The organism is Micromonospora sp. CA-246542, from assembly GCF_050942905.1.
GTDB lineage: Bacteria > Actinomycetota > Actinomycetes > Mycobacteriales > Micromonosporaceae > Micromonospora.
The window spans coordinates 2472792-2493384 of the sequence record NZ_CP192040.1; the positions used below are offsets into that span (position 1 = coordinate 2472792).

The 20593-nt window shown below is 70.4% G+C and carries 29 protein-coding genes; 19 read left to right on the plus strand and 10 right to left on the minus strand.

What is annotated here, in order from left to right:
- Positions 1–3 precede the first annotated feature (3 nt).
- The gene (locus ACQP0N_RS11525; protein WP_433119864.1) at positions 4–759 is read left to right on the plus strand and encodes a hypothetical protein; all 756 of its coding nucleotides are present in this window, start codon (positions 4–6) and stop codon (positions 757–759) included.
- On the opposite strand, the gene ACQP0N_RS11530 is transcribed toward ACQP0N_RS11525, so the two are convergent.
- Positions 708–2297: a phospholipase D family protein gene (locus ACQP0N_RS11530; RefSeq protein ID WP_433121568.1), complete on the minus strand. Its 1590-nt coding sequence runs from the start codon at positions 2295–2297 to the stop codon at positions 708–710. The two genes, ACQP0N_RS11525 and ACQP0N_RS11530, sit on opposite strands and share 52 nt — an antisense overlap.
- Before the next feature lie 129 nt (positions 2298–2426).
- Here ACQP0N_RS11530 and ACQP0N_RS11535 point away from each other — a divergent pair, with 129 nt between their 5' ends.
- From ACQP0N_RS11535 to ACQP0N_RS11545, 3 genes are all read left to right on the plus strand, one after another.
- Positions 2427–2555, plus strand: a complete 129-nt coding sequence (locus tag ACQP0N_RS11535) for a hypothetical protein (protein WP_355050233.1) — start codon at positions 2427–2429, stop codon at positions 2553–2555.
- A 173-nt stretch (positions 2556–2728) separates the two neighbouring features.
- The gene (locus ACQP0N_RS11540) at positions 2729–3586 is read left to right on the plus strand and encodes an MBL fold metallo-hydrolase (RefSeq protein ID WP_433119866.1); all 858 of its coding nucleotides are present in this window, start codon (positions 2729–2731) and stop codon (positions 3584–3586) included.
- A gap of 2 nt (positions 3587–3588) precedes the next feature.
- On the plus strand, positions 3589–4101 hold the full coding sequence (locus ACQP0N_RS11545; RefSeq protein WP_433121570.1) for a MarR family winged helix-turn-helix transcriptional regulator: 513 nt from the start codon (positions 3589–3591) through the stop codon (positions 4099–4101).
- Here the strand turns inward: ACQP0N_RS11545 and ACQP0N_RS11550 are convergent.
- Positions 4056–4598 (minus strand): GNAT family N-acetyltransferase, encoded by a 543-nt coding sequence (locus ACQP0N_RS11550; protein ID WP_433119868.1) that lies wholly within the window; start codon positions 4596–4598, stop codon positions 4056–4058. The two genes, ACQP0N_RS11545 and ACQP0N_RS11550, sit on opposite strands and share 46 nt — an antisense overlap.
- A 73-nt stretch (positions 4599–4671) precedes the next feature.
- On the opposite strand from ACQP0N_RS11550, the gene ACQP0N_RS11555 reads away from it, so the two are divergent.
- From ACQP0N_RS11555 to ACQP0N_RS11565, 3 genes are all read left to right on the plus strand, one after another.
- Entirely contained in the window at positions 4672–5259 is a 588-nt protein-coding gene (locus ACQP0N_RS11555; RefSeq protein ID WP_433119870.1) for a TetR/AcrR family transcriptional regulator, read from the plus strand.
- A 147-nt stretch (positions 5260–5406) separates the two neighbouring features.
- Positions 5407–5568: a hypothetical protein gene (locus ACQP0N_RS11560; RefSeq protein ID WP_433119872.1), complete on the plus strand. Its 162-nt coding sequence runs from the start codon at positions 5407–5409 to the stop codon at positions 5566–5568.
- A 9-nt stretch (positions 5569–5577) separates the two neighbouring features.
- Positions 5578–6084, plus strand: a complete 507-nt coding sequence (locus ACQP0N_RS11565) for a hypothetical protein (protein WP_433119874.1) — start codon at positions 5578–5580, stop codon at positions 6082–6084.
- Between the two features lie 161 nt (positions 6085–6245).
- On the opposite strand, the gene ACQP0N_RS11570 is transcribed toward ACQP0N_RS11565, so the two are convergent.
- Positions 6246–6596 (minus strand): hypothetical protein, encoded by a 351-nt coding sequence (locus ACQP0N_RS11570; protein ID WP_433119875.1) that lies wholly within the window; start codon positions 6594–6596, stop codon positions 6246–6248.
- Positions 6597–6887: 291 nt separating this feature from the next.
- On the opposite strand from ACQP0N_RS11570, the gene ACQP0N_RS11575 reads away from it, so the two are divergent.
- Together ACQP0N_RS11575 and ACQP0N_RS11580 are read left to right on the plus strand one after the other, a co-directional pair.
- Complete coding sequence (locus ACQP0N_RS11575; protein WP_433119877.1) at positions 6888–7658, plus strand: DUF5753 domain-containing protein; 771 nt, start codon at positions 6888–6890, stop codon at positions 7656–7658.
- The gene (locus ACQP0N_RS11580; RefSeq protein WP_433119879.1) at positions 7649–7846 is read left to right on the plus strand and encodes a DUF397 domain-containing protein; all 198 of its coding nucleotides are present in this window, start codon (positions 7649–7651) and stop codon (positions 7844–7846) included. The genes ACQP0N_RS11575 and ACQP0N_RS11580 overlap by 10 nt, the downstream gene beginning before the upstream one ends.
- A 56-nt stretch (positions 7847–7902) precedes the next feature.
- Here ACQP0N_RS11580 and ACQP0N_RS11585 read toward each other — a convergent pair whose 3' ends face one another.
- Complete coding sequence (locus tag ACQP0N_RS11585; protein ID WP_433119881.1) at positions 7903–8889, minus strand: pirin family protein; 987 nt, start codon at positions 8887–8889, stop codon at positions 7903–7905.
- An 11-nt stretch (positions 8890–8900) separates the two neighbouring features.
- The gene (locus ACQP0N_RS11590) at positions 8901–9383 is read right to left on the minus strand and encodes a MarR family winged helix-turn-helix transcriptional regulator (RefSeq protein WP_355053446.1); all 483 of its coding nucleotides are present in this window, start codon (positions 9381–9383) and stop codon (positions 8901–8903) included.
- A gap of 157 nt (positions 9384–9540) precedes the next feature.
- Between ACQP0N_RS11590 and ACQP0N_RS11595 the strand changes: the two genes are divergently transcribed.
- From ACQP0N_RS11595 to ACQP0N_RS11605, 3 genes are all read left to right on the plus strand, one after another.
- Positions 9541–10074, plus strand: a complete 534-nt coding sequence (locus tag ACQP0N_RS11595) for a GNAT family N-acetyltransferase (RefSeq protein ID WP_433119883.1) — start codon at positions 9541–9543, stop codon at positions 10072–10074.
- 88 nt (positions 10075–10162) lie between these two features.
- Positions 10163–10603, plus strand: a complete 441-nt coding sequence (locus ACQP0N_RS11600) for a carboxymuconolactone decarboxylase family protein (protein ID WP_433119885.1) — start codon at positions 10163–10165, stop codon at positions 10601–10603.
- A gap of 696 nt (positions 10604–11299) precedes the next feature.
- Positions 11300–11719: a hypothetical protein gene (locus ACQP0N_RS11605; protein WP_433119887.1), complete on the plus strand. Its 420-nt coding sequence runs from the start codon at positions 11300–11302 to the stop codon at positions 11717–11719.
- A 30-nt stretch (positions 11720–11749) separates the two neighbouring features.
- Here the strand turns inward: ACQP0N_RS11605 and ACQP0N_RS11610 are convergent, their stop codons facing one another.
- Positions 11750–12238, minus strand: coding sequence for an FBP domain-containing protein (locus ACQP0N_RS11610; RefSeq protein WP_433119889.1), 489 nt, complete (start codon positions 12236–12238; stop codon positions 11750–11752).
- Between the two features lie 60 nt (positions 12239–12298).
- On the opposite strand from ACQP0N_RS11610, the gene ACQP0N_RS11615 reads away from it, so the two are divergent.
- On the plus strand, positions 12299–12868 hold the full coding sequence (locus ACQP0N_RS11615; protein WP_433119891.1) for a TetR/AcrR family transcriptional regulator: 570 nt from the start codon (positions 12299–12301) through the stop codon (positions 12866–12868).
- Positions 12869–12931: 63 nt separating this feature from the next.
- Here the strand turns inward: ACQP0N_RS11615 and ACQP0N_RS11620 are convergent, their stop codons facing one another.
- Complete coding sequence (locus ACQP0N_RS11620) at positions 12932–13348, minus strand: VOC family protein (RefSeq protein ID WP_433119893.1); 417 nt, start codon at positions 13346–13348, stop codon at positions 12932–12934.
- Positions 13345–14352: a hypothetical protein gene (locus tag ACQP0N_RS11625; protein ID WP_433119895.1), complete on the minus strand. Its 1008-nt coding sequence runs from the start codon at positions 14350–14352 to the stop codon at positions 13345–13347. Before ACQP0N_RS11625 ends, ACQP0N_RS11620 begins: the two co-directional genes overlap by 4 nt.
- 61 nt (positions 14353–14413) lie before the next feature.
- On the opposite strand from ACQP0N_RS11625, the gene ACQP0N_RS11630 reads away from it, so the two are divergent.
- The 3 genes from ACQP0N_RS11630 to ACQP0N_RS11640 all read left to right on the plus strand — a co-directional run bounded on the left by ACQP0N_RS11630 (position 14414) and on the right by ACQP0N_RS11640 (position 16100).
- On the plus strand, positions 14414–14851 hold the full coding sequence (locus ACQP0N_RS11630; protein WP_355053438.1) for a winged helix-turn-helix transcriptional regulator: 438 nt from the start codon (positions 14414–14416) through the stop codon (positions 14849–14851).
- Entirely contained in the window at positions 14848–15435 is a 588-nt protein-coding gene (locus tag ACQP0N_RS11635; RefSeq protein ID WP_433121572.1) for a DUF1684 domain-containing protein, read from the plus strand. Before ACQP0N_RS11630 ends, ACQP0N_RS11635 begins: the two co-directional genes overlap by 4 nt.
- 104 nt (positions 15436–15539) lie before the next feature.
- Positions 15540–16100: a hypothetical protein gene (locus ACQP0N_RS11640; RefSeq protein ID WP_433119897.1), complete on the plus strand. Its 561-nt coding sequence runs from the start codon at positions 15540–15542 to the stop codon at positions 16098–16100.
- A gap of 125 nt (positions 16101–16225) precedes the next feature.
- Here ACQP0N_RS11640 and ACQP0N_RS11645 read toward each other — a convergent pair whose 3' ends face one another.
- Positions 16226–16801: a general stress protein gene (locus ACQP0N_RS11645; protein WP_433119899.1), complete on the minus strand. Its 576-nt coding sequence runs from the start codon at positions 16799–16801 to the stop codon at positions 16226–16228.
- 119 nt (positions 16802–16920) lie between these two features.
- On the opposite strand from ACQP0N_RS11645, the gene ACQP0N_RS11650 reads away from it, so the two are divergent.
- Both ACQP0N_RS11650 and ACQP0N_RS11655 read left to right on the plus strand, forming a co-directional pair.
- Entirely contained in the window at positions 16921–18753 is a 1833-nt protein-coding gene (locus ACQP0N_RS11650) for a glycoside hydrolase family 15 protein (RefSeq protein WP_433119901.1), read from the plus strand.
- A 33-nt stretch (positions 18754–18786) separates the two neighbouring features.
- Entirely contained in the window at positions 18787–19287 is a 501-nt protein-coding gene (locus ACQP0N_RS11655) for a metallophosphoesterase family protein (protein ID WP_433119903.1), read from the plus strand.
- Positions 19288–19296: 9 nt separating this feature from the next.
- On the opposite strand, the gene ACQP0N_RS11660 is transcribed toward ACQP0N_RS11655, so the two are convergent.
- Positions 19297–19512, minus strand: a complete 216-nt coding sequence (locus ACQP0N_RS11660) for a DUF3072 domain-containing protein (protein ID WP_334549942.1) — start codon at positions 19510–19512, stop codon at positions 19297–19299.
- A 133-nt stretch (positions 19513–19645) separates the two neighbouring features.
- On the opposite strand from ACQP0N_RS11660, the gene ACQP0N_RS11665 reads away from it, so the two are divergent.
- Positions 19646–20584, plus strand: coding sequence for an NAD(P)/FAD-dependent oxidoreductase (locus tag ACQP0N_RS11665; protein WP_433121574.1), 939 nt, complete (start codon positions 19646–19648; stop codon positions 20582–20584).
- Positions 20585–20593: the final 9 nt, after the last annotated feature.

Here is a 20593-nt window from a genome sequence, read left to right on the forward strand (position 1 = left end):
ACCATGCTCGATCCAACCGCTCCCCAGCTCGTCGTGAACAGTCACACGCTCTACTTCAGCTGGTTGCCAGCGGATCCCGACGCGGTCGCCGCCCTGGTCCCCACCGGGCTGCACCCCCGTGCCGACCGACAGGTGTTCCTCAACCAGTACGTCGTCGAGGACGAGACGCAGACCTCCGGCTTCGGCGCGTACTCGCTGACGTACCTCGGCGTCTCGCTGGCCGGCGTGGACGCCCCCGGCGGGCTCAGCCCCGGCGGCTGGTGGACCCACTACGTGGCCTCCAGTCGGATCGTCCGCGAGTACGCCACGGCGCGCGGCGCTCCCGTGCAGGCCGGTCTGACCACGATCAAGCTCAACGGCGAGGCGCTGCAATCCGAGACCGAGGCGGACGGCGTGCCGCTGATCCGCGCCCGGTGTCGGGTCGGACAGACCGGGCACGTGATCAGCAGCGGGCACCACCGCTACTTCACCCAGCGCGACGGTCAACTGCTCAGCTCGGTCTACCCGTACGTGGCCGAGCCGGTCACGCCGTTCGAGATCGAGTCGGTGGAGTTCCTGCAACCCCGACACCCGATGTACGCGCTGCGCCCCGCCAACCCGCTGATCATCGGGTTCGGCTACTTCTCACCGCGCTCGTCGTTCGCCTACCCCGGAGGGCTCAGCGTGCACCCGGGCGGGGCCGGTCTGCCCGAGTCGACCCGGCCGGCTCACCAGGTGCCGGCCAGCCTCGCGCGCAGCGGCCTGCCGTCGGGGTCGTAGACCAGCCGGTACACCGGCAGCGCCCAGGCCCGCGTGAACCAGGGCAGCCGCTCCGGGCGGTGCGGGCGCAGCCGGCCAGGCGGACGCTCGCCGACCTGGCCGCCGTCGTACCACCGTTGCAGTTCGTCGGCCGCGGCCGTGATGGCCGCGACGGCGTCGGCCGGGTCGAGCAGATCGGTGTCGTCGGCGCCGTCCGGGTCGCGGTCCAGGTGCTCGCGCCAGAGCCGCAGCCGCAGGTCCCGGGCGTAGGCGCGGGCCCCGTCGCCGAGGCCCGCCGGGTCGGTGGGCGTCCGCTCGTCGCGCGTGTCGTCGAGGACGGCGCAGGACAGCTCGCTGTCGTGGGTCCAGGAGCGGCGGTTGAAGTTGTCGCTGCCGACGCTGGCCCACACGTCGTCGACCACGCAGACCTTCGCGTGGACGTACACCGGGGTACCGGCGTGGTTCTCCACGTCGAACACGTGCACCCGGTCGGGCGCGGCGCGCTCGCACAGCGACAGCGCCTGCTCGCGGCCGACCATGTTGGGCGGCAGGGCGAGCCGGCCGTCCACGTCCGGGTGCCGGGGCACCACGGCGACCAGGTGCAGGTCCGGGTTCTCCCGCAGCGCCTGGGCGAACAGGTTCGCCACCTCGGTCGACCAGAGGTACTGGTCCTCCAGGTAGATGAGGCGGCGGGCCCGTTGTACCGCCTTGGTGTAGCCCCGGGCCACGGTCCGCTCGCCGTCCGGTGCGAACGAGTAGCGCGGCCGTACGGCGGGGTAGGTGCGCAGCACCTGGATCTGGTGCGGCCCGCACTCGGGCGGGTCGGCGGGCTGCTCGGGCAGCGGGTCCGGCCGCAGGTCCGCGCCGCGCAGCCGGTCCCGCGCGTACGCCACCGGGTTCTCCGAGTCCAGCGGCATCGGGTCGGTCCAGCGCTCCCGGAACAGGGTGTCCAGCGCGCCGACCACCGGCCCGCGTACCGCGAGTTGCACGTCGTGCCAGGGCGGGTTCGGGCCGTACCGGGAGGACATCTGCACCGGCTGGGGATCACCCCCGTGCGCGGCGTCGTCGCGGCGGCTGTGGCACAGGTCGATGCCACCGGCGAAGGCGATGTCCCGCTCCGGGGCGTTGACGTGCCGCAACACCACCAGCTTCTGGTGGTGCGAACCGCCCCGGCGGACCCGCTGGTCGAGCAGCACCTCGCCGCCGGCCGCCGAGACCGTCTCGCTGAGGTTGCGGTTCTCGGCCTCGCTGTAGGCCAGCGCGTCCAGGTGTGAGCGCCAGATCAGGCCCTTGACCACCACGCCGCGCTGGGCGGCCTGGGCGAAGAGCTGCACCACGGTGGGGCCGTCCGGGCGCAGCCGCTGGTCCGGGTCACCCCGCCAGTCGGTGAAGAAGAGGTGGTCGCCGGCGGTCAACGCCTCCACCTCCTCGACCAGCCGGTCGAAGTACGCCGCGCCGTGAATCAACGGCTCGGCGAGGTTTCCCCTGGTCCAGACGGGTAACCCAGAGACCGGGTTGGCGCGTTCCTGCGCAGTGAGGAACCAGTCCTGTAACGGCACGTCCAGCCCCCCGGAGGTCGACAACGTCCTCACGGTAGGACCCCCGACGCGGGTCCGCATGCCAGGCCGCCCGACCGGTGACCTGGATGACGCCACGCGAGCAGCGACAACAGCCAAGGAGGCCACACCATGCCCCGCGAAACGACGAACCCCGTGAACGAGTACCGCGAGCCGGCGGTGGAGAGCGAACGGGGGGCGCTGGTAGCGGTGTTGGTGATGGTGATCCTGGGGGTCGCGGGAATCTTCGCGGTCTCGTAAGGCGGCGCTCCGGGGTCGCCGCGCCCCACTCCCCGTCGATCTTGCACTTTCAGTTGCCGAGATAAGCGTTTTTGGGCGTTTATGACCGAGCAGAAAGTGCAAGATCGACCTGGTGAATCCTCCTGGCTCAGACGTTCTTGACTCGGACGTTCCTGGGTCGTACGGTTTCGGGCGTGGTCATCTCACCTTCCTCGTACTGGACGGGCCGGCTGCCCGAGGCGACTCCGCCGGCCGACATGGCGCTGTACCGCCTGCCCACCGGCACCTATACGACGCGGGCGGTGTTCGCCGTGACCGGAGGATCCATCCGGGACAAGCGGGATTTCGCGGCCACCGCCGTGCTCGTCTCCCATCCGAAGGGCGACCTGCTCATCGACGCCGGGTTCGGCGAGCACGTGGCGGAGCACATCAAGATGTTGGCGCGCATGGAGCGTGCTCCCTACCGGCTCGGCCGGACCGCGGCGCAGCAACTCGATGCGGCCGGCTATGACCGGTCCCGGCTTCTGGGCGTGCTCGTCACGCACGTGCACTGGGATCACGTCAGCGGCCTGGACTCCCTGCGGGTGCCGGTGTGGATCAACGAGGCCGAGATCCGCTACGGCGCCGACGACTCGCACGGCAGGGTCTTCCGCGCGGTGTCGCAAGGCCTGGAGATCCGGGAGTACGCCTTCGACGGCCCGGAGTACCTCGGCTTTCCGGCGAGCTTCGACCTCTACGGAGACGGCTCGGTGATCGTGGCCCTCGCCGCGGGGCACACCTCGGGTTCCGTCGTCGTGTTCGTCACGCTGCCCGCCGGGAAGCGGTATGCGTTCATCGGCGACCTCACCTGGCAGATGGACGGCATCTCCCGTGGTGCGCAACGCCCGTGGCTGATGCGCCGCGTCGCCGATGTCGACGCCGAGACCGTCCGGGTCGGCCTGCGGCGCAGCATCGCCCTCAGCCGCGTGTTGCAGGTCGTTCCGGCCCACGATGTCGCCGCCTACGACAGCATCCCGCTCCTGCCGTCCCGGTTCCCGAGCGTCACACTGTGACCATGCCGGCCTCACCCGCCTCGAGCCGCCCCGATCCGACGATCGACGACGAGGCACCGCAGCGCCCCACCCTGGGACCGGGGCCCGACTCCGAACTCACGTGGCTGCTGCACCGGGCGGCCCAGCGGATGCACGCACTCGTCGGCGCGGAAGCAGAACGCCACGGCCTGACGCTGCGCGACCACATCGTCCTCAGCGCCCTGCACAAGACCGCCGATCTCACCCAGGTCGAACTCGGGCAGGCCCTCGGCATGGACAAGACGACCCTCACTGCGGAGATCGACCGGCTCGAACGCCTCGAACTCGTCTCACGGCGCGTCAACCCGCGAGACCGGCGGGCCCGCATCGTCGCCATCACTTCAAAGGGCGACGCGGTGCGGGAGGCTATCGCCGCCGGAGCCGAAGCTCGGGAGGCCGACGCGGTCCGGCCCATCCCGGCGGCCGAGGTCGCACAGCTGCGACGGGCCCTCTACGCCATCATCGGCTCGGCCGACGACCCGGGATCGTGCATCTGAACGCTTCCCACGACGTGGCCGCCATCGGGTGCTCTGTCAGATAGGACGCGTTCGTAGCAGACCGAGTTGTCGGAGCCCACGTACGCGCCGTACAGCGGGATCTCGCGGTAGCCCTCGCGCTCGTAGAAGCGCATCGCGTCCGGCTGGGCCACGCCGGTCTCCAGCCGGATGGTCGTCCAACCGCGCTCCTGTGCGGCGTCCTCCAGCCCCCGGAGCAGGTCGGTCGCCAGCCCCGAGCCGCGGCGTGCCGGCACCACGTACATCCGCTTGATCTCGACAGTGACCGGGTTGAGGCGGCGCAGCGCGGCGCAGCCGAGCGGTTGGCCGGTGGCGTCGTCGACCGCGACCAGGAACAGGTCGATGTCGTCGGCCGTCGGCGGCGGGCCGGGCTCGTGGTCGTCGGTACCGTAGCGCAGGTCGAGTTCGGCTCTCTGCGCCAGCCGGAGCGCCTCTCCCGCCGGGTCGGTCCAGGGCCGCTGCTTGATGATCCAGGTCATGCCGCTCCTCACCAATGCTCGGTAACAAGCGTTACGGTAACATCCGTTACGACGACAACGGAGGGTGAAAATCGTGTCGCTGCCGGCCGACCGAGCGGCCCAGGGCGAGGCACTGTCGCGCGCGGTGTGGGACGTGCTCGCGCAGCAGGGCCTGGAAAAGTTGACGGTGCGCGCGGTCGCCGCGGCGGCCGGCTGCACGACCGGCCTGGTCATGCACCGCTTCCCGAACCGTCGAGCGCTGCTGCTGCACGCCCGGCAACTGCTGCACGACATCACCCGGGAGCGGGTCGAGGCACTCGAAGCCGCGGCTCCCTCGCCACGGGCGGCACTGCGCGCGGTCCTCCGCGAGGGCATGGCGACCGATCCGGAGACGACCAACTGGAGCATCGTCTGGTTGGGCTTCCTGGCTGCGGCGGTAGCGGACGCCGAACTGATCGACATGCACCGCCGCAACAACCGGGCCTGGCGGCAACGGGCCGAGCGGCTGGTCGCCGCAGCCGCCCCGGACTGGCCGGCCGACCGGGTCGGCACGGTCGCCCTGGGGTTGATCGCAATGACCGAGGGAGTCGCAGCTCTCGCCGCCGCGGATCCCGCCGCCTACCCGGCGGATCAGCAGGAAGGCATGCTCGACGCCGCCCTGGCGGCCTATGGCCTCGGCTGAGGTAGCTGCCCTGCGGAATCAGAGCGGTCCGGCTGGCTCCGGCGCCTTGATCGTCTCCAGGTCGCCGATGTCGGGGCATCCCGTCGCGCGGGAAGCCCCGACATCGCTGAACTGGAGACGATCACCTGTGGCCCTAGGATCGGGGCCGTGGATGACAGCGGGCGGCCAACAACCACCTTGGCCGATCCGTGGTGGGACCTTCCCGAACGCTGGGCGCTCGTCCACCTCACCTGGAAAGCCGCCCCGGAGACTCCACCGTGGCCGAAGACCACGTTCTACGACACCCTCCGCACCTTTGCGAAGGGCTAACATGCGGCGGTGCGCGTGGAGAACCCCTTGCACGTCAACGGCCTGGTGCTGCCCGCCTTGATGACCGAACTCCTCAACACCGGCCGCTGGCGCCATCCAGGTGACGAGGTTCTCCGCGATCTCATGCCCTGGTTCGAATCTCCGCTGGACTTCCTGACCAGCGTCGAGTGGATGCGCCGCGAGAGTGGATCGCTCGCCGTGTTCGCCGACGACCCACCGTCGTCGCACCTCTTCCGGGAGGCGCGCGGCAGCACCGCCACCGCCAGCGTCGAGCTGCCCTGGCTCGACGCGGAGCAGGCAGTGTTGATTGCGGTCAACCGCATCCCCGGTGACGACGTCGCAATGGCCCTCGACTATCGCACCGATGCCGCCGACCCCCAGATCGTGGCCAGCGACTTCTGGACCGATCCGCAGCAGTGCTCATGGCGGATCGTCACCCCGACCTTCTCCCAACTCGTAGAGATCCTCCAGCTTGGCAACGTGGTCGAACGCCCGTCGGTCGGTGACGTGTCGTAGCGAGTTGGGGCGCGGGAGACAGCCGGCAGGGTAGATCTTGGACAAATTCCGTTAGCAGCTAACGGAATTTGTCCAAGATTGCCAGCGGTGGTAGGTGGAGCGGGCGCGGGTCGTGCCGGTACGGAAGGGCTGGTTGCTGTCGGCGGCCGGGAATAGATCGTCTACGTATCGCAGTGCGCGGTCGTAGGTTCGACGATCGGTCTGCGGAACGGTCCCCATCCGACGAACCGGTCGTACAGGGCTCGGGGGCTCGGCCCGTCGTGCGGGTTGAGGTGGTACAGGTCGCGCATCGCCTCGTATAACAGTCCGGCCAGGTAGATCGACAGGCTCGGCATCTTGCTCTCGTACTCGGCTTTCAGCATCAGGCGTGCGGTCGCGCAGGGCCACGGCTGGCCGTCGGCGCGGCAGGCCCAGTGCGGCCGTAGCGGCGTGTGCGGCGGGGCCTGGCCGTGCCGGCGCGGACGGTCCGCGACCGGCCCACGATCGGGTCCGGGAACCTGCGCGGAGATCACGCCCGACCCCCGTACGCCCGCTGTGCCCGGATCGGGTGGCCCACCATCGGGACGGGTTCGCTGCGCCAGAACGTGAAGCGCACGGTGCCTCCTTCGCGCTGTCGTCGTGGGAAGGGGCCGCCCCCGTAAGTGCTCGCCGGTCAGGGGCGGCCCCGGCACGAACGCGTCCGCCGGGTCTCGGGTGGTCCCTGCCGGCCGCGCCGTCTGGCACGAACTTGCCATCTGTAGTCAGACAGAAACAGCCCGTGTCGGTATGGTGTCCGGAAATCCACTGTGCCCGGAGGTGTCGCGGTGAATGACGCGCTACGGGTGGCGCTGCAAAGGTCCGGCCACACAACAGAGTCGCTGGCCGGACGCATCGGCGTTGACCCCAAGACGACGGACCGATGGTTACGTGAGGACCGAATCCCTCATCAGGCACACCGGACCGCCGCAGCGGGGGCACTCGGCTGCGCAGTGTCCGACATATGGCCGGACACAATTCGCCGGACACGTGATCTCGCTTGGTTCCGCCCATGGGAGGTGATCGAACGTGAGGCGCATGCGCTGCGCTCCTATCAGCCACTCGTCCTGCCTGGTCTGCTCCAGGTCGAGCAATACGCACGTGCGCTCTTCACCTCAGCCGGGCAGCTCACCTCCGACGAGGTGGAACGGCGTGTAGCTGCCCGCATGTCTCGCCAGTCGGTGCTCGCCAAGGACGGCCCGCCGTGGCTGACGTCCGTAGTGGACGAGGGGATCCTGCGGCGTTGCGTGGGCAGCCCCGAGGTGATGCGGGAGCAGCTTGAATCGCTAGCGGGAACAGGGCGCCTGCCGCACGTACGCGTCCACGTGGTGCCTCTGTCCGCCGGGGCATACGCTGGTCTCTCCGGCCCGTTCGTCATCGCCAGCACCGCGGACAATCGAACTGCGGGATATCTGGACACCCAGCTCCACGGTCAGGTGGCGTCCGAGCCTTCGGAACTGGTTGCCCTGATGGCAGCATGGGAGAACGTGCGTGGCATGGCACTGTCTCATGAGCAGTCGATTGAACTCATAAGGGAAGTGGCGGGGACATGGAGCTGACCGGCGCCATCTGGCGCAAGAGCAGCCGCAGCAGCGCCAACGGTGGCGACTGCGTCGAGGTTGCCGACAATCTGCCCGGCGTCGTTGGCGTTCGGGACTCGAAGGACCAGGCCGGCCCCGCGCTGGTCTTCAGCCCGGCGGCCTGGCGGGCGTTCGTCGACATGGCGAAGGCCCACGAGACGGCCTGACCGGTACTACGCGAAAGGCCCCCGGTTCGCACCGGGGGCCTTCGGCGTGATCTGCGTCAGGGACGCTGGCGCTTGCCGTTGGTGTGCGGGATGCGCTCGGTGGGGATGACGCCGAGTCGGCCGGCCTTGAAATCCTCGAACGCCTGGAGTAGCTCGTCGCGGGTGTTCATGACGAACGGCCCGTACTGCGCCACCGGCTCGCGGATGGGCTGACCGCCCATGATGTAGAGGTCGAGCGCCGGGGTGTTGCTGTCCTGCGTGGCGTTGGCGCTGAAGCGCAGCGCGTTGCCCGGACCGTGCACCGCGAGCTGGCCGGTGTGGACCGGTCGGCGCTCGGCGCCGACGGTGCCGCGCCCGCCGAGGACGTACACCAGGGCGTTGAAGTTGGGGTTCCAGGGCAGGTCGACCTGCGCGCCGGGCTGGACGGTGACGTGGCTGATGGTGATCGGCGTGAAGGTGGAGCCCGGCCCCTTGTGCCCGGCGATCTCACCGGCGATGACGCGGATGAGCGCGCCGCCGTCCTCGGTGGTGAGCAGCGCCGACTCCCGGCCCCGGATGTCCTGGTACTGGGGTGGGTTCATCTTGGCCTTGCGGGGCAGGTTGACCCAGAGCTGCGTGCCGTGGAAGAGGCCGCCGCTCGTCACCAGGTGCTCCGGCGGCGCCTCGATGTGCAGCAGGCCACTGCCGGCCGTCATCCACTGGGTGTCGCCGTCGGTGATGGTGCCGCCGCCGCCCTGCGAGTCCTGGTGGTCGAAGACGCCGTCGATGATGTACGTGACGGTCTCGAAGCCGCGGTGCGGGTGCCACGGGGTGCCCTTCGGCTCTCCCGGCGCGTAGTCGACCTCACCCATCTGGTCGAGGTGGATGAACGGGTCCAGCTCGGTCGTCGACACCCCGGCGAAGGCCCGGCGGACCGGGAAACCCTCGCCCTCGAAGCCGCTGGGCGCGGTGGTCACCTTGCGGACCTTGCGGACCGTGGTGGCCTTGTGCAGCTTGGGCAGGCGGGGCAGGACGAGGACGTTGTCAACGGTGATCGCGGGCATCGCGGGGCTCCTTAGCGTGTGGCGTGGGTGTCCGACGTGGTCCCGGCCGCGCGCAGGCGGCGGCCGAGCCGGTCGAAGATCCGGGTGAGGCAGGCGACCTCGGCGTCGTCGAGGTCGTCCATCAGATGGGTACGCACCGACGCCAGGTGGTGGGGTGCGGCCTCGGTCAGGGTGAGCAGCCCGGCGGCGGTCAGCACGGCCTCGCTGCCGCGCCGATCGTCCGGGCAGGGCTCCTTGCTGACCAGGCCGCGCCGCTGCATCGAGGAGATCTGGTACGTGAGGCGGCTGGGGGAGAAGACCAGACGGCCGGCCAGTTCGCCCATGCGCAGCCGTTGCCCCGGCGCTTCGGAGAGCAGGACCAGCACGTGGTAGTCGGCGAAGCTGAGGTCGCTGTCGGCCCGTAGGTCGTCTTCCATCTGGGTGAACAGGCGCTGGCTGGCCTCGATGTAGGCGCGCCAGGCGGCCGCTCGGGTGCTGTCCAGGCTCTCTGTCACGACCACGACACTAGCACTAGTTAAAAATTTAACTAGTGACGTTCGGGGTTGCCTGCGTCACGTCTGTCCGGTTGCAGGCTCGCTTCGTACAGCTTTGAAGGAGCCTCTGAGCAATCCGGCGGCGGGACCGACGCGGCGTGTGCCAGACTCCGGCCTCGTGGAACATGTGGAGCTGGCCGCCGGCGATCTGTTGCTGCGCCCCTGGCGGGACGCGGACGCCCCGGCGGTGCTCGACGCCCTGCGCGACCCGGCCATCGCCCAGTGGAACCCGCAGGGCGACGGCCCCGTCGACGAACAGGTCGCCCTGCTCTGGGTGCGTCGCCGGGCCGACTGGTCGTTCGGTGACCACGCCTCGCTGGCGGTGACCGACGCCGGTGACGGCGAACTGCTCGGCTCGGTGTCGCTGCACCACATCCGGCATGGCGACGCCTCGATCGGTTACTGGACGATGCCGGCGGCGCGCGGGCGCGGTGTCGCGACGCGGGCCGTCGCCCGGCTCACCGCGTGGGCGTTCGACAGCCTCCGGCTGCACCGGATCGAGCTGTGCCACGCCGTCGCCAACCCGGCGTCCTGCCGGGTCGCCGACCGGGCCGGCTACCCCGCCGAGGGGACGCTACGCGAGTCGTACCGGTACGGCGACGGTCGCCGCTACGACGAGCACCTGCACGCCCGCCTGTCCACCGACCGCTAACAGCCTGCTCTCGACATGGGCGGTCCGCTGAGCCTCAGCCACCTTCGAAATGCCGGATCTCGCCTGCTTCGTCCCTGTGCATGAAAGAGTGAGCATCGTGACGACGGACCATCCGACATCTGCGGCGACAGACCCGGGGTACGCCGCCGCGCTGGACACGGCTGAGCGTCTGCTGGGCTTCCGCTTGGAGCGCTTTCTTGGCGCCACGCCTGGTGAGCCAGCCAACGGCGCAGACTTCAAACGGATCGCGACGATGCACGCCTTTGGCGACGTCTGGCCGCGCACCGAGCACCTGGATACACGGACGCGGGCACTGGTGTCCGTCACCATCGCGGCGACACTCGGCGTCCTGGAGCCCCTCCGTGGTCAGCTCCGCATCGCGCTCAACGCCGGCGCCACCAAGGAAGAGATCGTCGAAGTCTTTCTTCAGGTCGCGGCCTACGCTGGCGTAGCACGCGCGTTCGACGGCTACCAGGTCGCGGCCCAGGTCTTCGCAGAGAAGCCGGAGCGCTCAGACCCTGGTAAGTGAGGGATTCAGGGACGTTCGTAGCGCGCCCAGCAAATACCGCCACCCCTGATCGCTGACTGCGTCCGAGGCCGCCCGCGGGCTCAGCGCCTGTTCCATATCGGCGTCCTTGCACGCGACGGTGCCGAGTTCCGGATGTGCGGGCCGAGGTGCTACCTCTGCTGGTTCGGCCCTGTCGAGCTGCCCCGGAAATGGGGCAGGCTACGTCGACCGCGTTATGCGAGTCGACGGTCGGCCCAGATCTGGGGCAGCTCGACAGGGCCTACACCTACATAGGGCAGCTCGACGCCGACCTAGAGACTCTTCGCAGCAACAAGCCCATAATTGACCCCATCGCCGATAGTGGATTTCGCGATATTCTGGCGGCGGCCGTTGAGGTGGTATGGGGGATATGGGGTGAACGAGGAAGAGGCTCAGAAAAGTGCTTCACCTGGCAGTTCAGATGATGTCCCCGACGAAGTCACGTCGCCACCGGCCACAGGAGACAGTGAAGGCCGGCAATCCCGCTCTCCGTCACGGCCGTGGGAAGCCGTGGCCGCAGTTTCTGCCGCTGCCGGGGTGATCGTGGCGCTCGCCGTCGGCCTACCGAGTGCTCTGTCGGAGAAGTCTGGCGAGTCCGATCGCCCCCCGACCTCTGTGTCCCCGACGTCGGCCCCGGCGCAGGCGCAGGCGCCGTCGCCCAGCCCTCCACCGCCTGTCATGATCCTCACGCCGACGTCGGCAGATGGCGCCACCGTGGAGTGTGTGAAAGACGCCTGCGCCGTTGAGGTACGCGGCAGGACGCGCGCCGCGACGGGGCTGCATTCGTACGTGCTGATCGCGCGTGAATGCTGCCCCGGAGACGTGCCGCGGTACTACGTCCAGTGGGATTCCACGAAAGAGATTCCCGGTGGAGACTGGGTTGCTCTGGCCTACGTCCAAAAGCCGCCCGTCAACGCCACGTTTCAGATCAAGGCGATTCTCACGACCTCCGCCGTCCGGCCGACGCCCGGAGCCGATGACCTCGTCGTCTGGTCTGACGACATGGCGAAGACCGTCGGGCTCGTCGCGGAGACACCAGCGGTCACCGTGAAGGTCACGGACGTCGTCCAGGTGACCGCATTCTGCGACTGCTCATAGCGCGGGGTTACGTGCTCGACCGACCGCCGGTTACTCGGTGACCCGGCGCAGGAACGCGGCCAGGTGGCCGGTGGTGCGGTCGATCTTCTCGGTCAGGGTGAGGGTCTCCTCGATCCGCCGACCGGCGTCCTTCTTCCCCCGGACGTAGAGGGAACAGGCCAGGTCGGAGCAGACGTACGCGCCCACGGAGTTGCCCTGCCGGCCCTCGCGGCCGGCCTTGCGGGCGGTCATCAGCGAGACGCCGTCGCCGCTGTGGGTGGTCAGGCACAAGGAGCACATGCTGCGCCGGACCCGCCCGGTCTGCTGCGGCGCCACCCGCAGCGCGACCCCGACGGGGCCGTCGTCGGTCTCGGCGACCAGGTACGCCCGCTGCGGCGCGGCGGGGTCCCGCCAGCCGAGGAAGTCGAGGTCGTCCCAGGGGTACGTCTCCAGATCGGTCGGTACGGCCAGCCGCTTCGCCTCGCCCTGCGTGCAGTTGACGAAGGAGGCGCGGATGGCGGGTTCGGTGATGGCTAGCATAGGTAGTAGCCTAGCTCTCCTAGGCAACCGATTAACAAGGCTAGTTTGGGGGTGTGGCGAGTGGCACGTGCCGGCGTGACGGTCGAGCGGTTGACCCAGGTGGCGGCCGACCTGGCCGACGAGGTGGGCGTCGAGAACGTGACAGTCGCCGCCCTCGCGCGGCACTTCGGGGTGAAGGACGCGAGCCTCTACTTCCACCTCAAGAACGCCCGCGATCTGCGCGTCCGGATCGCCCTGCTGGCGCTCGCCGAGCTGGCCGACCAGGTCTCCGACGCGCTCGCCGGCCGGGCCGGCAAGGACGCGCTCGTCGCGTTCGCCAACGCGTACCGGGACTACGCGACGCGGCATCCCGGCCGCTACGCCGCCATGCAGATCGACCTCGACCCCGAGACGGCCGCCGCGAGCGCGGGTATTCGGCACTCGGAGATGACCCGGGCCATCCTGCGCGGCTACCGGCTCGCCGAGCCCGACCAGACCGACGCCATCCGGATGATGCACAGCACCTTCCACGGCTTTGTGAGCCTGGAGCGGACCGGCAGCTTCCGCCACACGCCGCGTCCGACGGACGATTCCTGGATCCGTACCCTCGATGCCCTGGATGCTGTTCTCAGCAACTGGCCACGGCGGTGACGGCCGGGCGAGCATGGTGGTCCATGCTTGCCCGGCCGTTATTCACCGCAACTCCGGCCCAGGTCAGGGCCCCGGAGGTGGTGTGAGGTTCACCAGCCAGTCGGTTCCGAACCGGTCGGTGCACCTGCCGTAGCGGGCGCCCCACGGTGACGGCGCGAACGGGACGGTGACGGCACCTTCCGCGCTGAGCCGCTCCCAGTACCCGGTCATCTCCGTCTCGTCATCACCGCCCAGCGTGATCGACGACGTGCCGCCGGGTCGGTCGTCGCCCGGCGTCCGGTCCGAGCCCATGAGCACGATCCCGGACGCGCCTCGGAGCATCGCGTGCGCGACCAGGTCGTCGGCCGCCGCTCCGGTGGGGCCGTGCAGGTCGCCGAAGCTGGCGACCTGGAGATCGCCCCCGAACACCGACTGGTAGAACCGCATGGCCTCCCGCGCGTTGCCGGCGAAGCTGAGGTACGGGCTCACCCGGGCGGTCATCGGCCAGCCTCGGCGGCGATCGGACGTCGCGCTGCGGTCCGCTGTCGGAGCAGCACGAACCCGAGCCCCGCCAGGAACCAGGCGGCGAGCACCGCGAGCGGCACCAGCGTGTGCGAGCCGCCGAAGTAGCCGAAGTTGTTCACCGCGCGAACGGCCGCGCCCGGCGGGAGCTTCGCCGAGATCGCCTGCGCCCAGCTCGGCAGCAGGTCGACGCCGATCGTCGCTCCGCTCGTCGCGTTGCCGATGGTGGTGAGGGTGAGCACGGCGAGCGCGATACCGATCGGCCCGAGCCAGGCGCCGAGGGCCTTCGTGGTGAAGGCGCTGGCCGCCGAGAGCAGGATCAGCGACAGGGCGAGCAGGGGGAACGGCGCCGTCAGTGAGCCGTACACCGGGCCGGCGACGGTGGCCGCGACCACGCCGATCAGGACGGCGAATCCGCCCATCGCGTAGAGCCGGTGGCGCAGGCGCACCTTCGCGGTGGCCGCGGTGAGCCCCTGCGCGAGGACGAACGACGAGAGGGTGACCCCGAAGACGACGTAGAAGGCGGACAGCCCGCGGCTGTCGTAGCTCGCCAGCGGGACGATGTCGTTCTCCTGGACCGTCACGCCGGCCTGGCGGGCGAAACCGGCCACGAGTTGCCGGGCGGCGCCGCTCTCGCTGAATCCGCTCGCGCCGGCGTAGTCGAGCCGCACGCTGTCGGGGGCGGTCGGGCTGAGGACCGCGACGGCGTCGCCGTCGTGGACCAGGGCGGTGCCGGCATCGACGCTGGTGACCGGGGTGACGGCGACGGCGTCGCCGAGACCGGCGTGGGCGGCGGTGGCGAGCTGGTCGCCGACCACCGCGATCGGCAGGCGGCTCGGCGCGGGATCACGTTGCAGCCCGACGTAGACGGCGATGAACGCCGTGCCGATGATCAGCCCGGTGATCACCAGAGAGAGCCAGGCGGCACGCTGGGTGGTGACGGGCGTCTCCCGCCTGGTGGGTGAATCGGATGGCGACGTCATGGGTGCTTCCTCGGGTAGTGTGGTTTGAATGTCCAACCAGATGAACCGTAGCACCCCCGGTTTGAATTCCAAACCAGAGCGGGACACTCTCGCGGTGGCGCTCGACGCGGTCAACGACAGGTGGTCTCTGCACATCGTGCGAGCGCTCGCCTTCGGCGCGTCGCGCTATACCGAGATCCTGCGAGCGGTCGGCGCACCCCGGGACGTCCTCGCCGCCCGACTGCGGAAACTGGCCGAAACCGGAATCCTCCAGGCCCGTTCCTCCGAGGACGGCAAGGTCGCCGGGTACGAACTCACCCAGAAGGGTCGGGACCTCGGGCAGGTCATCCTTGTGCTCAAGCGCTGGGGCGACACCTACAGCGATGCCGACGTGCCCACAATCAACTTCATCCACGACGTCTGCGGTGAGGTGTTCGTCGCCGAGGTGCGCTGCCAGGCGTGCGGCCGGCCCCTGAAGCCCGGAGAGCTGTCCCTCGACGAGGAGTCCCCGACATGCTGACCGACCTGGAGCTGGCCGACTGGCGCGAGCGGGTCGCCCGGCTGTACCTGTCCGACGTCGACCTGGCGGGCTTCCGCGCCGGCCGCGACGACCTCTTCGCCACCCACCCGCAGAGCCCCATCCCGCCCGACGAACGGCCCGCCTTCCGCGGTGTGCGGTACTTCCCACCCAACCCGGAGGCGGTGGTCGAAGCGCCGCTGCGGCCGGCCAGCGGTGAGCTGAGCATCGACACCGGCGGCCCGGACGGGGTCGTGACGTACCGGCGGGTGGCGGTGGCCGAGACGTCGTGGGGGCCGCTCACGCTGTGGTGGATCGAGGCGTACGGGGGCGGACTGTTCGTGCCGCTGCGCGACGGCACCTGCGGACAGCAGACGTACGGCGGGGGCCGCTACCTCACCGACACGGTGAAGGGCACCTTCGGCCGGGGCGTCGAGTTGCTGCCCGGTGACCGGGTCCGCCTCGACGTGAACTACCTCTACAACCCGAGCTGCGCGTACGACGACCGCTGGGCCTGCCCCCTCGCGCCGCCCGAGAACCGGATCGACGTTCCGCTGCGCGCCGGCGAACTGGCGTACCACGACTGACCGGCGAGCGGGAGAACCGGTTACGAACACCGAGCTGACAGCTTCCTGACATGCCTGCGCCAGGGTGGGGCCGAATCGGTCACACGACGGGAAAGAGGCACAGCATGGCGAGGCAGCGCACGGCGTTCCTGGTGTTGGCGGCCGTCATCGTGGCGGCGACCGCCGCATGCGACTCCGGCGGCGCGAAGACCGGTGCAGGAGAGCCCGACGTCGCCACGCTCCAGACGGCAACCGCCGCGTCGCCGTCGCGCAGCGCGCCGCCGACCGTCGAGGCGCCGAGGTTCCGCCTCGACGACACCGACGCGGACCGGGCCGCGAAGACGAAGCCGTACGACGACTGCCTCAAGCAGCACGGGCTCGACGTCATCGCCATCCGGCAGAAGCGCAAGCCCCCGCTCGGCGACGCCGCCCGGGAGGCCGCCAACAAGGCGTGCGAACCCCTCAACCCGCTCCCACCCTGGGAGGAGGACCCGGCCAACCCGAAGGCCCGCGACTTCACGTACGCCGTGGTCAAGTGCCTGAAGGCGAAGGGTGTGGACGTCGAGCTGTCACCCGACGGGTCGAGCTACGGCTTCAAGGGGTCGGTGGACGACCCGGGCGACGTCGAGAAGGGCATGAGCCTCGCCCTGGTCTGCCGCCGCGAGGTCGCCAAGACCGGCTACTGAGCCCTCGCCCCGGCGCGCGCCGATCTTGCACTTTCGGTCATTGATATGCCCGCTCTGCACCAACTTGGTAGCGCAGAAAGTGCAAGATCGGCGGCGGGTGTCGACGGGTGTCGGCGTGCCGTGGCTCAGCGGGAGCCGCCCATCTGCATGCGGCCCAGGAGCTGCCTTGCCTGGTCGGCCAGCTGCGCGTCGACAGTCACCGCGTACTGGCCGGCGCGGAGCGAGCTGGCCGAGGTGAAGTCGCGCTGTCCGCCGGTCATGGCGTGCGCGACCGCGCCGAACACGGCGCCCCAGATCGCGCCGATGACCAGTCCGACCAGGATCACCGCCAGCCAGTTGCCGACGGTGAAGATGCCGAACAGCAGGCCGATGAAGAGCCCGAACCAGGCGCCGGTGCCGGCGCCGAGCAGGGCCGCGCGGCCCGTCGTCATCCGTCCCAGCACCGTCTCGACAAGCGTCAGGTTCGTCCCGACGATCGCGGTGTGCTCCACCGGGAAGCGGTTGTCCGCCAGGTAGTCGACCACCTTCTGCGCGGACGGATAGTCCGGATACGAGCCGATCGTTACGGTGGGTGCGCCACCTTCCGGCCCGTGCCCGTCCGCGCCGGGTGTCGACGGGCGGCCTGCGGGACCGGACGGAAGCACGTCACCACTGGTTGCGCCGGGCCGCCAGGCGGCGGTCGGCTCCGGAGCTGAGGTCATGAGCATCCTCCCTCGTCAGCCGCCCGGTTTCCCGCAAGTGCCGAGTGGTAACGCCGGGTCGGCGGGTGGGTGCCGCGGCTCGGGAGGCATGCGCGGGGACGGCCCGGGTAGGCAGACGGGTGCAGACCGCAAAGATCAGCGACCACGGCTTCCTCGCGGACGGCCGCAGCGCGGCTCTGGTGGACCAGTCGGGGTCGGTGAACTGGTGGTGCCCGGGTCGGTTCGACGCGCCGTCGGTGTTCGCGCGGCTGATCGGCGAGGACGCCGGGCACTGGTCCATCCGGCCGGAGACCGACGACTTCACCGTCGAACGCAGCTACCTCGATGACACCCTGGTCCTGCGGACCGTCTTTCACACCGCCGGGGGCGAGGTGGAGTTGACCGACGCGCTCGCCCTGGAGCCGGGCGCGCGCGAGCACGACATCGGTCACCGCTCGCCGCAGGTGCTCGTCCGCAGCGTTCGGGGCCTCTCCGGCGAGGTGCCGATGCGGGTGCACTACCGACCCCGATTCGAGTACGGCCGTACCACGGCGTTCCTCGTCGAGCGGGACGGCGCCCTGGAGGCGGTCGGCGGGGCCAGCCGGCTCACCCTGGTCGCCAGCGTGCCGCTGACCTGCGGCGACGGCGAGGCCGCCGCCACGTTCACCGTCCGCGTCGGCACGACGAACAACTTCACCCTCGGGTACGCCCCGACCTACGACTCGCCGCGACCGCAGGTGCCCGAAGCCGACCGGACCATCGCCGACACGGCCGAGGGTTGGCGCTCCTGGGTCCGGAGGCACGAGTACCACGGGATCTACGCTGATCATGTCCGACGCAGCGCGCTCATCGTGCAGGGCATGACGTACCGACCCAGCGGCGCGGTGGTCGCCGCCGTGACGACGTCGCTGCCGGAGGAACTCGGCGGGGACCGGAACTACGACTACCGGTACGTCTGGGTGCGCGACTTCAGCCTGACCCTGCGGGCGCTGTGGCGGACGGCCTGCTTCGACGAGGTGCAGCGGCAGTTCACCTGGCTCGGCCGGGCGATGGGCCGGATCGACGAGGAGCCGGTGCCCATCATGTACGGGGTGCTGGGGGAGCGGGACCTCACCGAACACCGCCTCGACCAGCTCGCCGGCTACCGGGACAGCCCGCCCGTGATGATCGGTAACGACGCGTGGCGGCAGCGCCAGACCGACGTCTTCGGCGAGGCGATGGACGCGGCCTGGCTCATGCGTGACCGGCTGGAACCCTTGGAGCCCGACGTCTACCACCTGCTGCGGTCCCTCGCCGACAAGGCGGCCCGGGACTGGCCGCTGCCGGACGCCGGGATGTGGGAGGAGCGCGGGATCGAACACCACCACGTGTCCTCGAAGGTGCACTGCTGGTCGGCGCTGGACCGGGCGGTCCGCTTCGGCGCCCGACTGGGGGAGCCGCAGGACGTGGCCCGCTGGGCGGCCGCCCGCGACAAGGTCCGTGCCGAGGTGCTGGAACGAGGATGGAGCGAGCGGGTCGGGGCGTACACCGGAAGTTACGAGTCCGACGACCTGGACGCGTCGGTGCTGGTGATGCCCCTGGTGGGGTTCCTGCCGGCCGACGACGAGCGGATGCGCTCGACGATCCGTGCCGTGGAGGACAAGCTGTCCCACGACGGCCTGCTGCGACGCTGGGACGGCGACCCGGCCGGGTTCCTCATCTGCTCGTTCTGGCTGGTCTGCTGCCTGGCGCTGGCCGGCGAACGGGACCGGGCGCGCGAGCTGTTCGAGACGCTGCTCGCGCGACTCAACGATCTGGGACTGTTCGCCGAGCAGATCGACCCGCTGACCGGGGAGCAGTTGGGCAACTTTCCCCAGGCGTTCTCGCACATCGGTCTGATCAACGCCGCCGGTGTGCTCAGCGACGTCGAAGAGGACCCGGCGCTGCGCGGCCTGGGCATGCCGCCCGCCTTCTTCACCCCGGCGTCGCGCTGAGCACGCCGCCCACGCCCGGGGGATGATGCCGGCATGAGGTTGGTGCTCACGGCGGACACGCATCTCCCCAAGCGGGCCCGGGACCTCCCGGAGCAGTTGTGGACGGCGGTCGAGGCGGCGGACGTCGTGCTGCACGCCGGCGACTGGGTCGACGAGTCGCTGCTCGACGCGATGACCGCCCGCGCGCGACAGCTCGTCGGCGTGTACGGCAACAACGACGGGCCGGCGCTGCGTGCCCGGCTGCCCGAGGTGGCCCGCGTGGACCTCGACGGGCTACGGGTCGCCGTGGTGCACGAGACGGGTCCGCGCACCGGCCGCGAACAGCGGTGCGCGGCCCGTTTCCCCGACGTCGACCTGCTGGTCTTCGGGCACTCGCACATCCCCTGGGACACCGTGGCCCCGAACGGGTTGCGCCTGCTCAACCCCGGGTCGCCCACCGACCGCCGCTCCCAGCCACACGCCACCTACCTCGAGGCCGAGACGACCCGGGGGAGCCTCACGTCCGTACGCCTGCACACCCTGCCGCGTCGCTGACCAGCGCGCCTACTGGCCCCGGCCGGTCTCGGCCTGGAGCTCGTCGATCCGCTTGGAGGCCTCGGCCTTGGTCAGGTCGTCCGGGAGCGTCGCGTCCGCCTCCCGGGCCAGCGTGGCCAGGTACGACTCCTGGGCCGCCGTGGGCGGCTCGTCGCCGGTGACCCACTCGTCCGGGTCTTTGATCGCGCCGCGCGGGTCGGCCTGCTCGTTGCTACGGTCCGTCATTCTCATCACCCTTTCTTCGAACAGGTGTGCCAGTACCCCGATCACCGCCGGTTCATGCCCCCAGGGTCTGTTTCATGAGAGCGGTCTATGGAACAGACCCTAGGATCATCGGATGAGCGTGGACTCCGCAGGCGTGCTGGTGGTCGGGGCGGGCATCGCCGGAGTGGCGTGCGCCGTGGAGCTGACCCGCGCCGGGGTGCCGGTGCGGGTCCGTGAACGGGGCCACGTCAGTGGCGGCCGGATGGCCAGCAAACGCTTCGACGGCCGTCCCGCCGACATCGGCGCCGCGTACTTCACGGCCACCGACCCGGACTTCGCCGCCGTGGTCGACGAGTGGCGTGCCGCCGGCCTGGTCCGCGAATGGACCGACACCTTCCGGGCGTACGACACGAACGGCCGGCACGACGTGCCCGGCCCGCTGCGCTACGCCGCCCCACGCGGGCTGCGCTCGCTCGTCGAACACCTCGCCCGTCCGGTGCCGGTGACCGTCGACCGGTTGGTGCTCGCCGTGGAACCCGGGCCGACGGTCGACGGTGAGGCGTACGACGCCGTCGCCCTGGCCGTGCCGGGACCACAGGCGGCCCTGCTGCTCGATCCGGCCCTGGCCGACGCCACCCGCGCCGTGCAGGCGCAGACCTGGTCGCCGACGCTCTCCGCGGTGCTGCGCTTCGGGTCCCGGCGGTGGCCGACCTTCCGTGGCGCGTTCGTCAACGACCATCCGGTGCTCAGCCTCGTCTGCGACGACGGCGACCGGCGGGGCGACGACGCGCCGGTGCTGGTCGCGCACACCGCTCCGGAGTTCGCCGCCGGGCACCTGGCCCAGCCCAGCGCCGCCGGGCCGGCGATCGAGCAGGCCGTCCGGGACCTGCTCGGTCTGCCCGAGGAGGCCGCCGACGTGCACGTGCACCGCTGGACGTACGCCAAGCCGACCGGCCAACCCACCGACGTCACCCACCACCTCGACGCGGACGGGATCGGCCTGGCCGGCGACGCGTTCGGCCCACCCCGCGTGCAGAGCGCCTGGCGCTCCGGCCGGGACCTCGGTCGCGCGCTCGTCGCCCGTCTCGGCTGAGGAGTCCCG